We start from the raw sequence: 14,799 nt of genomic DNA on the forward strand, positions 1-14,799 counted from the left end.
AAAGCGTTATTGCGCTGCGCCAAAAAAGCGCCCCCCATGGCTTTGCCTCAGGCGCGTGCGATGCTATAGCCGCACCGGATATTTTTCCGACTATTGGCGTCACCCGGCGCCACAGCTTCGAAGGTGAGGAATTCATGGCAAAGATCAAGGTAGCCAATCCGGTCGTCGATCTCGACGGCGACGAAATGACCCGTATCATCTGGCAGCTCATCAAGGACAAGCTGATCCTGCCTTACCTCGATCTCGATATCGAATATTACGACCTCTCGGTTGAAAACCGCGACGCCACCAACGACCAGGTGACCGTCGATGCGGCCCACGCCATCAAGAAGCACGGCGTCGGCATCAAATGCGCGACCATCACCCCGGATGAAGCCCGCGTCGAGGAATTCGGCCTGAAGCAGATGTGGAAGAGCCCGAACGGCACGATCCGCAACATTCTGGGCGGCGTCATCTTCCGCGAGCCGATCATCTGCAAGAACGTTCCGCGCCTCGTTCCCGGCTGGACCAAGCCGATCGTCGTCGGCCGTCACGCTTTCGGCGACCAGTACAAGGCGACCGACTTCAAGTTCCCCGGCAAGGGCAAGCTGACCATCAAGTTCGTCGGTGAAGACGGCCAGGTCATCGAAAAGGACGTCTTCGACGCCCCGAGCGCCGGCGTGGCGCTTGCCATGTACAACCTCGACGAATCCATCCGCGAATTCGCCCGCGCCTCCATGAACTATGGCCTGATGCGCAAGTGGCCGGTCTACCTCTCCACGAAGAACACCATCCTCAAGGCCTATGACGGCCGCTTCAAGGATATCTTCGAAGAAGTCTACCAGAACGAGTTCAAGGCGCAGTTCGACGAAATCGGCATCACCTACGAACACCGCCTGATCGACGACATGGTCGCTTCGGCGCTGAAGTGGTCCGGCGGCTACATCTGGGCCTGCAAGAACTACGACGGCGACGTGCAGTCCGACACGGTTGCTCAAGGCTTTGGTTCGCTCGGCCTGATGACCTCGGTTCTTCTGTCTCCCGATGGCCGCACGGTCGAAGCCGAAGCCGCGCATGGCACGGTAACGCGCCACTACCGCCAGCACCAGAAGGGTCAGGAAACCTCGACCAACTCCATCGCCTCGATCTTTGCCTGGACCCGTGGCCTCGCCCACCGTGCCAAGCTGGACGACAATGCAGAACTGGCAAAGTTCGCGGCAACGCTCGAAACCGTCTGCGTCGACACCGTGGAAAGCGGCTACATGACCAAGGACCTGGCGCTCCTCATCGGACCGGACCAGCCCTGGCTCTCCACCACCGCCTTCCTCGACAAGATCGACGAAAATCTCAAGAAGGCGATGGCGGCTTAAGCCTTTTCGTTCAACGACGTTTAAAACCCGGCCGCAGTGCCGGGTTTTTCATGTGCGCCGTAAACCGGCAGCACGATAATAATCCACCCCTGAAATGACACCTTGCCGTCGAACCGGCCATCCAGCAGTTCCGCCGATGACCCGCTCGCCCTCGCCAGCTCCCGCATCGACAACCTGGCATATCCGTGCCGGTGCAATTGCCCGCCTTCATTTCATCTTCGCACCCTGCTGACCACCGTTGCGGTTTTCCTTACACTGCCGGCAACAAGCCGACAGGCGGCCGCGAAGATGGCCGGCCAGACTATATCGGCAACAGGAAATCCGGCGGAGACGCCGGATTTCCTTTTTTGTTCGCAGTATCTTGATTAGCCTTTGCACTAGGCGCAGAGTTCGATTCCGTGTGCCGCGGCCTGAACAACAATAAGACCAAGTCTAAACCGCATCTACTTGCAGATAATTTGCCCGGCGCAGTCAAACTTTCATCGCAGCATCGGCGCGATCTTGAGGAAACATGCGAAGGATGCTGCGGACCGTGAAAAAGCGAGGCACGCGTGTGAAATCCGCCCCGGTTTTCCCATGATGCTTCGACGACTTTGCTTGGGGAGGCAAAAACATGAGCGAATTAATCTTCTATACCAATCCCATGTCGCGCGGACGCATCGCGCGCTGGATGCTCGAGGAAGTGGGTGTTCCTTATAAAACGGAAATACTGGGCTTCGAGACCTCGATGAAATCGCCGGCCTACCGGCTGATAAACCCGATGGCCAAGGTGCCGGCCATCAAACATGGCGATACCATCGTCACCGAGGCGGCGGCGATCTGCGCCTATCTCGCCGATGCCTTTCCCGGCGCGAACCTGGCGCCGACACCCAAGGCGCGCGGCCTTTATTACCGCTGGATGTTTTTCGCCGCGGGTCCGCTGGAAATGGCGGCCAGCATGAAGGCGATGGGTTTCGAAGTACCGAAGGAAAAACTGCGCATGGCCGGCTGCGGCAGCTATGCCGATGTGATGAATACGCTTGAACGCGCCGTCAGTGAAAATCGCTTCATCGCCGGCGATCTCTTCACCGCGGCGGATGTCTATGTCGGTGCCCATATCGGCTGGGGGCTGCATTTCGGCACGATCGAAAAGCGCCAGCCCTTCATCGACTACATGGCCCATCTCACCGACCGCGCGGCCTTCAAGCGCGCAGCCCAGCTCGATGAGGACGCGGCGAAGGATTTGCAGGCAACGGGATAATCGGCTCGCCCCGTTCCGGACGAACGAACGAAGCATAGACCGTCCGGAAATCGCCCATCGGATCGATTTTCGTGACGGGTCGTTCAACCGGACTGGCCGAGCGGCTCTCCGACCTCTATCGCATGCCCGTCCGGATCGTAAAAACGAAACACTCTCTGGCCCCAGGCCTGCCGCTCCAGCGGGTGGATGAGTTCCACATGCGGCGCAATAGCTCGAAACGCCGCATCCACATCCGCATGTTCGAAATAAAGCAGCATGTTGCGTCTGCCATAGGCTTCCTGCTTGTCCGACGGCGTCCGCCAGACCGTCTCCTCGAGCGACCGCCCCTCATGGATTGCAAAGCCGGTTTCAAAAAGGACGAAGTTTCCAAAATCCTCGACGATATTGAGGCCGAGCGTGTCACGATAAAACGCTCTGGAACGCGCGATATCGCGCACGAAAGGGATGGGATTTACAAAGCGCATCACATTCCTCCGTCATCTTTCCCCCTCTTGGCCGCGCATGCCGCCGTCGCAAGACCTTGGGCGGAACAAAAAAGGCGGGGTAAAACCCCGCCTTGATCAATTGTCCCGGATCATGCCGCCAGTGCTGCGGCCACCGCCTCGATGGCCTCCTGCGCCTTGGCGCCATCCGGACCACCGGCCTGCGCCATGTCAGGGCGACCGCCGCCGCCCTTGCCGCCAAGGGCGGCGGATGCGGTGCGAACGATATCCACGGCGCTGAAACGGGCCGTCAGATCTTCGGTCACGGCTGCGACAGCGCTTGCCTTGCCGTCTTCGGAAACCGCGATCAACAGCACGACGCCGGAGCCGAGATTGGCCTTGGCCTCATCGGCAAGACCCTTGAGGTCCTTGGCATCGATGCCCGACATGGATTTCGCGAGGAAATTGACACCGGCCACCTGCTTGATGTCGCTTGCGCCGGCATCGGCCGAACCGCCGCCCATGGCGAGTTTCCGGCGCGCATCGGCAAGTTCGCGTTCCAGCTTCTTGCGTTCGTCAAGCAGCCCTTCGACGCGCGACAGCACATCGCCCGGCTGCACCTTCAGCGAAGACGCCAGCGCCTTCACCCGTTCGTCCTGCTCGGCGAGATAGGCAAGCGCGCCCTGCCCGGTGACGGCTTCGAGGCGGCGCACGCCCGCACCGACAGCGCTCTCGCCGAGAATGCGGATGAGGCCGATCTGGCCGGTGGCGGCGACATGGGTGCCGCCACAGAGTTCGACGGAATAGGGCCGGTTGGCCTTCGCGCCATGCAGGCCGGTGCCCATCGAGACAACACGAACTTCGTCACCGTATTTTTCGCCGAACAGCGCCATCGCGCCCTCGGCAATGGCGTCGTCGACGCTCATCAGCCGGGTCACGACCGGCGAATTCTGCAACACGATCTCGTTGGCCATATCCTCGACGACCTTCAGCTCTTCGGCCGACATCGGCTTCGGATGCGAGACGTCGAAACGCAGGCGCTCGGGCGCAACCAGCGAACCCTTCTGGGCAACATGGGTGCCAAGCACTTCGCGCAACGCCTCATGCAGCAGGTGGGTGGCGGAGTGGTTGGCGCGCAGGCGCGAGCGGCGGCCATGATCGACCGTCAGCTGAACGGCATCGCCAACCTTGAGACCGCCCTTGGAGACCGTGCCCAGATGCACAAAGAGGCCTTCGCCCTTCTTCTGGGTATCGGACACGGCAAAAGCGCCATTGTCGCCGGAGATCACGCCGGTATCGCCCATCTGGCCGCCGGACTCGCCGTAGAACGGGGTCTGGTTGACGACGACCTGCACGGTCTCGCCATCGGCCGCACTGTCCACCGCCTTGCCGTCCTTGACGATCGCCTGGATGACGCCTTCGGCGGTTTCGGTGTCGTAACCGAGGAATTCACTCGCGCCGAGCTTTTCCTTGAGTTCAAACCAGACGGTTTCAGTCGCCTTGTCGCCGGAACCAGCCCAATGCGAGCGGGCTTCCGCCTTCTGGCGCTCCATGGCATCGGTGAAACCGGAAATATCGACGCCGATTTCGCGGGCACGCAGCGCATCCTGCGTCAGGTCGAGCGGGAAACCATAGGTGTCGTAAAGCTTGAAGGCGGTTTCGCCATCCAGCATGTCGCCCTTGTGCAGCGTCGAGGTGGCGTCGGAAAGCAGCGACAGGCCGCGTTCCAGCGTCTTGCGGAAACGGGTTTCTTCAAGCTTCAGCGTCTCGGAAATCAGCGCCTCGGCGCGGACCAGTTCCGGATAGGCGCGGCCCATCTGCTGCACCAGCGCCGGCAGCAGCTTGTAGATCAGCGGCTCGCGCGCGCCGAGAAGCTCGGCATGGCGCATGGCGCGACGCATGATGCGGCGCAGGACATAACCACGGCCTTCATTCGACGGCAGGACGCCATCGGCGATCAGGAAGGCGGACGAGCGCAAATGGTCGGCGATGACCCGGTGGCTGGCGCGCTTTTCGCCTTCGGCCGGAACGCCGGTCGCTTCCACGGAAGCGGCGATCAGCGCGCGGAACAGGTCGGTGTCGTAATTGTCGTGCTTGCCCTGCAGCAGCGCGGAAATGCGCTCCAGACCCATGCCGGTATCGATCGACGGACGCGGCAGGTCGATGCGCTCTTCCTTCGTCAACTGCTCATATTGCATGAAGACGAGGTTCCAGATTTCGATGAAACGATCGCCATCCTCTTCCGGCGAACCGGGCGGGCCACCCCAGATATGATCGCCATGGTCGTAGAAGATTTCCGAACAGGGACCGCAGGGACCGGTATCGCCCATCGCCCAGAAATTGTCGCTGGTCGGAATGCGGATGATCCGGTCGTCGGAGAAACCGGCGATCTTCTTCCAGAGGTTAAAGGCCTCGTCGTCGGTGTGATAGACCGTGACCAGCAGACGGTTGCGGTCGATGCCGAATTCCCTGGTGATCAGGTTCCAGGCATGGGTGATCGCCTCTTCCTTGAAATAATCGCCGAAGGAGAAATTGCCGAGCATTTCGAAGAAGGTGTGGTGACGGGCAGTATAACCGACATTGTCGAGGTCGTTATGCTTGCCGCCGGCACGCACGCATTTCTGCGCCGAGGCGGCCGTGGAATAGGGACGGCTTTCAAGACCGGTGAAGACGTTCTTGAACTGCACCATGCCGGCATTGGTGAACATCAGCGTGGGATCGTTGCGCGGCACCAGCGGGCTGGAGGGCACGACCTCGTGTCCGTTCTTCTTGAAGTAGTCGAGAAAGGTCGACCGAATTTCATTCACACCGCTCATGCCCACACACCGCTCACAGCTGGAGTCCATCACCGCCACCCCGAAGGATGGCTATATTGCAAAATCACTGGCTTTTATCGTCCGCACCCGGCCCTGTCCAGCCATGGCGGCCAGCGAAGACGCGTCGGCAAACAAAAAGGGCCGCGCGAAGAAAAATCGCTCGACCCTTTTGATCCTTATCAGTCCGGCAAAGTCTCCGGGCAGCGATGCCCGGACCTTCGCGGAATGTATCAGCCCTCGTCGCTGCCGTCGTCGCCTTCGCCGGCGTCCGGGCCGCCATTCTGCAGGAAGCGGTCGGCAATCAGACCGGCATTCTGGCGCAGCGCCAGTTCGATCTCGTTGGCCGTATCCGGATTGTCGCGCAGGAAGGTCTTGGCATTTTCACGCCCCTGCCCGAGACGCTGGCTGTTATAGGAGAACCAGGCGCCGGATTTCTCGACGATACCGGCCTTCACGCCGAGATCGACCAGCTCACCGGTCTTGGAAACACCTTCGCCATACATGATGTCGAATTCCACCTGCTTGAAGGGCGGCGCCATCTTGTTCTTGACGACCTTGACGCGCGTCTGGTTGCCGACAACCTCTTCGCGCTCCTTGACGGCGCCGATACGGCGGATGTCGAGGCGCACGGAAGCGTAGAACTTGAGAGCGTTACCACCCGTCGTCGTTTCCGGCGAACCGAACATGACGCCGATCTTCATGCGGATCTGGTTGATGAAGATCACCATGCACTTCGACTTGGAGATCGAGGCGGTCAGCTTGCGGAGCGCCTGGCTCATCAGACGCGCCTGAAGACCCGGCAGGCTGTCGCCCATCTCGCCTTCGATTTCCGCCCGCGGCGTCAGCGCCGCAACGGAGTCGACCACGAGCACGTCCACCGCACCGGAACGCACCAGCGTATCGGTGATCTCAAGCGCCTGCTCGCCGGTATCCGGCTGCGAGATCAGCAGGCCTTGCAGATCCACGCCGAGCTTGCGGGCATAGACCGGATCGAGCGCATGTTCGGCGTCGACGAAGGCGCAGATGCCGCCCTTCTTCTGGGCTTCCGCAATCGTCTGCAGCGCCAGCGTCGTTTTACCCGAGCTTTCCGGACCATAAATCTCAATGATACGCCCCTTCGGCAGACCGCCGATGCCGAGCGCGATATCCAGGCTGAGCGAACCCGTCGAAACGGTCTCAACTTCCACCACATTTTCATTGGAACCGAGCTTCATGATCGATCCCTTGCCGAACGACCGTTCGATCTGGGAGAGCGCCGCTTCCAGTGCCTTGCTTTTATCCACCGATTTATCCTCTACGAGACGCAAAGAATTTTGTGCCATCCGAACCACCTTTAGGTTATTGAAGCCGCACAGGCAATGAAGCAGTATGGAAACGGTATGTACTCTATTTGTTCTCATTTCGCAAGGCTGAGCCAGCATATTGAAAACAAATAGCGATAAGTCGTTTGTTCTGCTTTCGTTTTTCCGTGCCGGGCCTATAGCCGCAAACCGGATGCGAGGTCAGGAAGACATCAGTTTAGGCCGAATCGTCCGGTCTTTCCATCCGCCAGAGAGGGAAACGCAAGCGTGAAAAAAATACTCGTTCTGGGTGGTGCGCATATCGACAGGCGTGGCATGATCGAGACCGAGACGGCGCCCGGCGCCAGCAATCCGGGCTCCTGGATGGAAGAGGCAGGCGGAGGCGGTTTTAACGCCGCGCGCAATCTCTCCCGGCTCGGTTTTCAGGTCCGCATCATCGCCCCGCGCGGCGGCGACGTGACGGGGGAAGCGGTGGCGGAGGCCGCACGCCAGGCGGGTGTGGAAGATACGCCGTTTACCTTCCTCGATCGCCGCACGCCGAGCTACACCGCCATTCTGGAGCGCGACGGCAATCTGGTCATCGCGCTGGCCGACATGGATCTCTACAAGCTGTTCACCCCGCGCCGCCTGAAGGTGCGCGGCGTGCGCGAGGCGATCACAGCAAGCGACCTCCTGCTCTGCGACGCCAATCTTCCCGAAGACACGCTGACGGCGCTCGGCCTCGTCGCGCGCGCCTGCGAAAAGCCGCTCGCGGCCATCGCCATTTCGCCCGCCAAGGCGGTGAAGCTGAAAGGCGCGCTTACCGATATCGACATCCTCTTCATGAACGAAGCGGAGGCCCGCGCCCTTACCGGCGAGACGGCGGCCAATGTCCGCGACTGGCCCGCCATCCTGCGCGGGGCCGGGCTTTCCGGCGGCGTCGTCACCCGCGGCGCAAGCGAGGTCGTGGCCTTCAACAGGACAGAAACGGCGATGCTCCATCCGCCCCTCATCCGTGATGTGAAGGACGTGACCGGCGCGGGTGACGCCATGGCTTCCGGTTACCTTGCCGCCATCGCCGGGGGAAAGACGATTGCAGAAGCCTTGAGGCACGGTGCGGCCGCAGCCGCCATCACCGTGCAATCGCCCTTCGCCACTGCCCAGGATCTATCAAAAGACAGTGTCGAAGCCATGTTGGGGCTTGTTCCCCAGGCCGAAATGCTGGCATGAACCCGCTTTTGTAAATTGGAACAAACTAAAATGACCCGGCCCATCTCCCCGCTCCTTCCCATCGTCTATTCCCAGGAAGTCGCCGCCGCCAAGCAGCGCGGCGCGCCGATCGTGGCGCTCGAATCGACCATCATCACCCATGGCATGCCCTATCCCGGCAATATCGAGATGGCGGAAAGCGTCGAGCAGATCATCCGCGACCAGGGTGCCGTTCCCGCCACCATCGCCGTCATTCACGGCACCCTGCATATCGGCCTTGAGAAGGACCAGCTCGAGGCGCTCGCCCAGACCACCGACGCCATGAAGGTCTCGCGCGCCGATATCGCCTTCGCAATTGCCGAGCGCCGCACCGGCGCCACCACGGTTGCCGCCACCATGATCGCCGCCGCCCGCGCCGGCATCCGCGTTTTCGCCACCGGCGGCATCGGCGGCGTGCACAAGGGCGCGGAAGAGACCTTCGACATCTCCGCCGACCTGACCGAGCTTGCCAGAACCGGCGTGATCGTCGTCTGCGCCGGCGCCAAGGCCATTCTCGATATTCCGAAGACGCTGGAGGTTCTCGAGACCAACGGCGTGCCGGTCGTCACCTTCGGCTCGGAAGAATTCCCGGCCTTCTGGTCGCGCTCCTCCGGCCTGGCAAGCCCGCTCTCGCTGAACAGCCCGGCGGCGATCGCCAATTTCCAGACGACGCGCGAACAGCTCGGCATCGAGGGTGGCATGCTGGTGGCCAACCCCGTGCCGGAAGAAGACGAAATTCCGCGCGAGGAGATGGAAATCTACATCAACCGCGCCATCTCCCATGCCGAGCGCGACGACGTCACCGGCAAGGCGGTCACGCCCTATCTGCTCGGCGATATCTTCCGCCTGACGGACGGCCGCAGCCTGGAGACCAATATTGCGCTGGTGCGTAACAATGCCCGGCTGGCGGCGGAGATCGCGGTGGCGCTGAACTAACCGCCGGGGTTGGGATCATCCTCAAATTTGCGGGCGATGGCAGGGTTCGAAAACCTCTCCTCCGTCATGCCGGACTTGATCCGGCATCCAGCCACGGCGCGTCTGCGCCGTGAAAGAGTCTTTCGTGATCAAGGACTTGATCACGCTGGCCCCCGGATCTGGTCCGGGGTGACGGATTGCGGATGATCCAACTTCGTCAAACGCTTCGGCGCTGGGGACATCGTAATCAACAAAAAGGCCCGGAAAGCTTGCGCTTCCGGGCCTTCGTTTTTCCTGTCGAACCCAATCAGTTCTGGGCGACCGGCTTCACCAGCGGCGTCACGCGGCGGATGGTGACACGGCGGTTCTGCTGTTCCGGACCGAGCGTCTGGACCTTCAGGTAACGCTCGCCATAGCCCTGCGTCGCAAGGTTTTCCGGCGGAATGCCGTAGACATCGGTCAGCACATTGGCGACGGAGGCGGCGCGCTCGTCGGAAAGAACGAGGTTGCTTTCATCCGAACCGACGGCATCGGTATGGCCTTCGATCAGGAAGGTTTCCGCCGGGTTCTTTTCCAGCGCCTTGTTGATCGCATCCGCCACCTTGCGCAGCGTGCGCGCCTGCGCCATCGGAATGTCCGCGCTGCCGGTGGCGAAGGTGATCGTATCGAGGTCGATACGGCGCACCTTGTCGCGGATACGGGCAGAATAACGCACCTCGTCCAGCGAATAGACACGCTCCACCGGTTCCACCGGCGGCTGCTCCAGGAAACGGTAATAATCGCGGTCGGGATCGCTCGATGTGTCGATGATGTAATCGCGGACGGGGATGCGCAGGCGCATCGGCGGCAGGTCGAGGCCCGGATCGCGATAGACGTAGTCGCGGTCGGGATCGTCCATCAGTTCCGGTGCGTAGAACAGCACATATTCGCGGCCGCGATCGTCGATGCGTGAACGCTGGATCACGTCGCCATACCGGTTGCGGATGGTCACCACCTGCGTGCCGTCACGGCGCTCGACGGTTTCGCGCACACGGCCGCCCGGCAGACGCTCGTAATAGGGCTCGCCGCCATCGCGGATAAAGCGCTGGTTGTCGTCGCCGCGCACCACGACGCGATCGCCGAACTGCAGGATGATCGGTGCGTCGCGATCCCGGTCGCGCGGACGGCCCTCACGCGGCTGCCATTCACGCACACCTTCCGGCCGCTCATATTGCGGACGACGGTCGATGCGCTCGCCCTGCTGGGAGGTGATCGCCTCCATCTTCACGGGCGGCGGCGGCGCCTTGCCTTCGGCGGCACCGGCGCGCTGCGCCTCGGCGTCGGAGGTCGGAACCTTCACGTCACCGGCCTGTTCGCGCTCGCGGCGGCGTTGCTCACGGGCCTGGTTGTTGCCCGAGCGCTCCACTTCCTTGTCGCTGTCGAGAACGGCCGCACCCTTGTCGACCGGCAGAATGACGGTATCCACGGTCTTGGAGGGGTCCTTGGCAACCGCCTTGGCTTTGTCCAGCTCCTCCTTCGTCATCGGCGGCGCTTCGGTCTGCGGCACGGCAACCTGGTTGGGAACCGGCTCGCCGGCAGGCGCCTGCCCGGTCGCGGCGCCGCTCGGCGGAGGCGTCGGGCTTCCCGGCAGCGGCGCTGCCGGCTCCGCCCTGCCCTGGCCTTCGGCCGGTTTTTCGGACGGCTGCTGGCCCGGTGCGGGGTTGGGCTGGGCCTCCGGTGCCGGCGGGCGTGCAGGCGTCGGCGCTTCCGCCGGAACAGGGGCTTCCTTTGCGGCCGGCTCAGGGGCTGCGGGCTTCTTTTCCGGAACGGCCTTCTCCGCCGGTTCGGACGCCTTTTCCTCTACCTGCGGCTTTTTTTCCGGTGCCGGTTTGGCGGGCTGCTCGGCATTTTCAGGGCGAGCGGCAGGCTGCTCGGCGGCCGGCTCCTTCGCACGTTCCTTGCGCGGGCGCTGCTCACCCTCGCCTGCAGGCTGCTCGGCGCGCTCCGGCTTGCGGGGGCGCTCCTTCGGCTGCTGTTCGGCCGGTGCGGCCTCTGGAGCAGCTTCGGGCGCTGCTTCCGGGCGCTGGCGGGCGGGACGCTGTTCGCCTTCGGCCTGCGGCTCCTGCGGGCGCTCGGCGCGGCGTGGCCGCTCCTGCGGCTGTTCGGCAGGCGCGGGCTCCGGCCGGGCTTCGCGCTGCTGCGGCTCGGGCGGGGCTTCGCGCTTCGGTTCCGGTTGCGGTTCGGGGCGCGGTTCGGCGGGTGCGGCTTCCGGCTTCGGCTCGGGCGGGCGCTCACGCGGCGGCTCCGGCGCGTGTTCCTGCTTGTGCGGCTCGGCCTGCGGCTGCGCCTCTTCGGCCTGCTTGCGCTGTTTGCGCAGCAACTCTTCCGGATTTTGCTCTTCCGGTTGCGCCTGCGCCAGAATTAGCGGGCTCTGCGTCTGGGGCATCTGTGTCTGCGCCCGCGCCGCGCCGGCAAAACCGGCGGCAGCCGGCTCCACCGCAATCGCCAGCGACATGAGGGGGAAAACCACCCCCGTCAGCAATGTGTTCTTCTTCAGCATCGGTGCTTCCTCATCTGCCATTATTGGTCGCTTGTGCCGCGACGTCTTGAAACCGGCTGCGCGTGCAGGCGCTGGTCAACACCTTACACCCGCTTCGGTTCCCATGATGAACAAAGCCTTCTGTACCGGAAATGAACAGATCAAGGCGTTTTCGTGAAAGCTCTGCGGCACAATCGCGGTCACTAATATTGCAGTTGCATTTTTTGACCAACCGGATGAATAATTGCATCCGCGCTGAAGGCCACGGGCGGTATCATCCGTCCCATCACGCCCCGCGCCCATGGCGTCCGCACTGAAAACAACAACAGACCGCGGATAAACGACCAAAAGAGAGGATCGAAATGCCTATTTCCACCCGTCTGCTCGCAGCCGCATCGATTGCCGCCATCTCGCTGTTTTCCGGCGCAGCCCTCGCGCAGGACAAGATCGTCATCGGCACCGAAGGCGCCTATCCGCCCTTCAACAATCTCGAAGCCGACGGCACGCTGACCGGCTTCGACATCGACATCGCCGAGGCGCTGTGCGTTGAAATGAAGGCCGAATGCACCTTCGTCACCAATGACTGGGACGGCATCATTCCCGCCCTCCAGGCCAAGAAGTTCGACGCCATCATCGCGTCCATGTCGATCACGCCCGAGCGTCTCGAGAAGGTCGATTTCTCCAAGAAATATTACAACACGCCGCCGGCGATTGCCGTGCCGAAGGATTCGCCGATCAAGTCCGTCGACGATCTCAAGGGCAAGTCGCTTGGCGCGCAGGGCTCCACCACTCACTCCAATTATGCCGAAAAGCATTTTCCGGACGCCAACGTGAAGATGTATCCGACCGCCGACGAATATAAGCTCGACATCGCCAATGGCCGCATCGACGCCGTCATCGACGATATCGTCGTGCTGTCGGAATGGCTGAAGACGGATGCCGGCGCCTGCTGCAAGATCCTGACGCCGCTGCCGGTCGATGTCGAAATCAACGGCAATGGCGCGGGCGTCGCCGTTCGCAAGGGCGACACGGCGCTTGCCGACAAGTTCACGGCCGCCATTGCCGCCATCCGCGCCAACGGCAAATACCAGGAGATCAACAAAAAATACTTCGATTTCGACGTTTACGGCGAGTAAGACCGCCCGGCCTGTTGAAATCTGGTGGCGGAAGGCTTGCCCTTCCGCCATTTTTGTTTGAAAACGTCACCATAAAACAATCACGGCGGCTTAAGACCGCAGGGGAAAACTGGCATGAGCGGAGCATTTTCCGCCATAGGTGCATTCTGGACCTATGTCTCTACACTTCTTGACCCCTTGTGCGGTCCGGTCGGAATCTTCTCGCTTTTCGGAAACGGCACGCTTGTGGCGTGCGGCGGCGCCGGATGGGGCGACCAGATCGCATTCGGCGTCAAGGTCACCATCTCGCTGGCCTTCGCAACCCTTCCCGTCGGGCTGCTGATCGGATTTTTCATCGCGCTTGCCGCACAATCGGAAGAAAAATCGCTGCGGCTCGCCGCCGGCATCTATACCACCATCTTCCGCGGCCTGCCCGAACTCCTGACCCTCTTCATCGTCTATTACGGCATCCAGATGCTGCTGCAATCGCTGGCCGGCTCCATCGGCATCAGCGGTCCGATCGAGATCAACGCCTTCGTGGCCGGCATGATCGCCCTGTCCGTCGTCTTTTCGTCCTATGCATCGGAAGTGCTGCTCTCCGCTTTCAAGGCCATTCCGAAAGGACAATATGAGGCGGGCGCAGCCCTCGGCCTGTCACGCGGGCGCACCATGATGCTCATCATCCTGCCGCAGCTGGTCAGGATCGCCCTGCCCGGCATGACCAATCTCTGGGTCATCCTGCTGAAGGACACCTCCTATGTCTCGATCATCGGCCTCGCCGATATCATGCGCCAGACCGGCATCGCCGCCCGCGTCAGCAAGGAAGCCTTCTTCTTTTATGGCATAGCTTGCCTGCTTTATCTCACTCTCGCCCTGGTCTCCTCGATCGGCATCGGCTTCATCGACCGCTGGTCGCGCAAGTCGGAGGCGCGCCGATGAGCCATATCCAGGAACTCATTCCGCCCCGCCCCGCGCCGATCGTGGCCGACAGGCCGCTCAACATGTCGCGCATTGCCGGCATCGCCGTCATCACGCTCTGGCTGCTGCTTGCCGCCGGGCTGATCTTCGCCATGATCGAAGGCTGGGACTGGGATAAATTCAACCGTTACGGCCCGCGCTATATAGACGGCCTCATCACCACCATCACGCTGGTCGGCAGCTCGATCGTTCTCGGCGCCATCCTTTCCGTGCCGATCGCCTTCGGCCGCATGTCGAAAAACCGGATCGTCGGCGCGCTCGCCTACGCCTATGTCTACGTCTTCCGCAGCACGCCGCTGCTGGCGCAGCTGTTCCTGATCTATTACGGTCTCGGCAGCTTCCGCCAGGGGCTGGAAACGGTCGGCCTGTGGTGGTTCTTCCGGGAGGCCTGGTATTGCGGCCTGCTGTCTCTGACCCTCAACACGGCGGCCTACCAGGCGGAAATCCTGCGCGGCGCGATCCGCAGCGTGCCGCTCGGCCAGCATGAAGGCGCCGCCTCGCTCGGCCTGTCGAAATTCGTCACGTTCCGCAAGGTCATCCTGCCGCAGGCACTCATCGTGGCGCTGCGCCCCTATGGCAACGAGATCATCCTGATGATCAAGGGGTCGGCGGTTGTCTCCATAGTCACCGTCTTCGACCTCATGGGGCAGACCCGCTACGCCTTTTCCCGCACCTTCGATTATCAGGCCTATCTCTGGGCCGCGATCTTCTACCTGGCGATCGTGGAAACGCTGCGGCATGTCTGGGCCTGGCTGGAAGCCCGGCTGACACGGCACCTCAAGCGTTAAAGCGTTTTCGCTGGCCATGGAATCGCGACAAGGCTTCGGCTCTTTATTTTGACGCCTGTCCGGACGTCGAACCGCGACGCAGTTTCACCGGAAATGCTTTTATGCAGCTTGGCAGCACTCATCAACGAAG

At 62.0% G+C, this 14,799-nt stretch carries 11 protein-coding genes; 7 read left to right on the forward strand and 4 right to left on the reverse strand.

All coding sequences use genetic code 11. The annotated features are described in order from the left end of the window. The first annotated feature begins 134 nt into the window (after positions 1-134). Both ACI2KA_RS00545 and ACI2KA_RS00550 read left to right on the forward strand, forming a co-directional pair. Positions 135-1,349, forward strand: a complete 1,215-nt coding sequence (locus tag ACI2KA_RS00545) for an NADP-dependent isocitrate dehydrogenase (protein ID WP_404498293.1) — start codon at positions 135-137, stop codon at positions 1,347-1,349. Positions 1,350-1,962: 613 nt separating this feature from the next. Next, the gene (locus tag ACI2KA_RS00550) at positions 1,963-2,589 is read left to right on the forward strand and encodes a glutathione S-transferase family protein (protein ID WP_404498295.1); all 627 of its coding nucleotides are present in this window, start codon (positions 1,963-1,965) and stop codon (positions 2,587-2,589) included. An 83-nt stretch (positions 2,590-2,672) separates the two neighbouring features. Here ACI2KA_RS00550 and ACI2KA_RS00555 read toward each other — a convergent pair whose 3' ends face one another. From ACI2KA_RS00555 to recA, 3 genes are all read right to left on the reverse strand, one after another. Then, positions 2,673-3,053, reverse strand: a complete 381-nt coding sequence (locus ACI2KA_RS00555; RefSeq protein WP_404498297.1) for a VOC family protein — start codon at positions 3,051-3,053, stop codon at positions 2,673-2,675. 110 nt (positions 3,054-3,163) lie between these two features. Beyond that, complete coding sequence (gene alaS / locus ACI2KA_RS00560; protein WP_404498299.1) at positions 3,164-5,827, reverse strand: alanine--tRNA ligase; 2,664 nt, start codon at positions 5,825-5,827, stop codon at positions 3,164-3,166. A gap of 230 nt (positions 5,828-6,057) precedes the next feature. Further along, positions 6,058-7,149 carry a recombinase RecA gene (recA, locus tag ACI2KA_RS00565; protein ID WP_269340932.1) on the reverse strand — a complete coding sequence of 364 codons (1,092 nt, stop codon included), beginning with the start codon at positions 7,147-7,149 and terminating at the stop codon, positions 6,058-6,060. A gap of 246 nt (positions 7,150-7,395) precedes the next feature. Between recA and ACI2KA_RS00570 the strand changes: the two genes are divergently transcribed. Both ACI2KA_RS00570 and ACI2KA_RS00575 read left to right on the forward strand, forming a co-directional pair. Continuing rightward, positions 7,396-8,337, forward strand: coding sequence for a carbohydrate kinase family protein (locus ACI2KA_RS00570; RefSeq protein ID WP_404498301.1), 942 nt, complete (start codon positions 7,396-7,398; stop codon positions 8,335-8,337). Between the two features lie 30 nt (positions 8,338-8,367). After that, on the forward strand, positions 8,368-9,291 hold the full coding sequence (locus ACI2KA_RS00575) for a pseudouridine-5'-phosphate glycosidase (RefSeq protein ID WP_404498303.1): 924 nt from the start codon (positions 8,368-8,370) through the stop codon (positions 9,289-9,291). 286 nt (positions 9,292-9,577) lie between these two features. On the opposite strand, the gene ACI2KA_RS00580 is transcribed toward ACI2KA_RS00575, so the two are convergent. Beyond that, complete coding sequence (locus ACI2KA_RS00580; RefSeq protein ID WP_404498305.1) at positions 9,578-11,809, reverse strand: OmpA family protein; 2,232 nt, start codon at positions 11,807-11,809, stop codon at positions 9,578-9,580. Between the two features lie 341 nt (positions 11,810-12,150). Here ACI2KA_RS00580 and ACI2KA_RS00585 point away from each other — a divergent pair, with 341 nt between their 5' ends. From ACI2KA_RS00585 to ACI2KA_RS00595, 3 genes are all read left to right on the forward strand, one after another. Next, positions 12,151-12,924, forward strand: coding sequence for an ABC transporter substrate-binding protein (locus ACI2KA_RS00585; RefSeq protein ID WP_404498307.1), 774 nt, complete (start codon positions 12,151-12,153; stop codon positions 12,922-12,924). A gap of 114 nt (positions 12,925-13,038) precedes the next feature. After that, entirely contained in the window at positions 13,039-13,842 is an 804-nt protein-coding gene (locus tag ACI2KA_RS00590) for an ABC transporter permease (RefSeq protein WP_404498309.1), read from the forward strand. Continuing rightward, positions 13,839-14,669, forward strand: a complete 831-nt coding sequence (locus ACI2KA_RS00595) for an ABC transporter permease (RefSeq protein ID WP_404498311.1) — start codon at positions 13,839-13,841, stop codon at positions 14,667-14,669. The genes ACI2KA_RS00590 and ACI2KA_RS00595 overlap by 4 nt, the downstream gene beginning before the upstream one ends. Positions 14,670-14,799: the final 130 nt, after the last annotated feature.

Origin of the sequence: Agrobacterium sp. NPDC089420 (genome assembly GCF_044900305.1) — a bacterium.
Taxonomy (GTDB): domain Bacteria; phylum Pseudomonadota; class Alphaproteobacteria; order Rhizobiales; family Rhizobiaceae; genus Agrobacterium.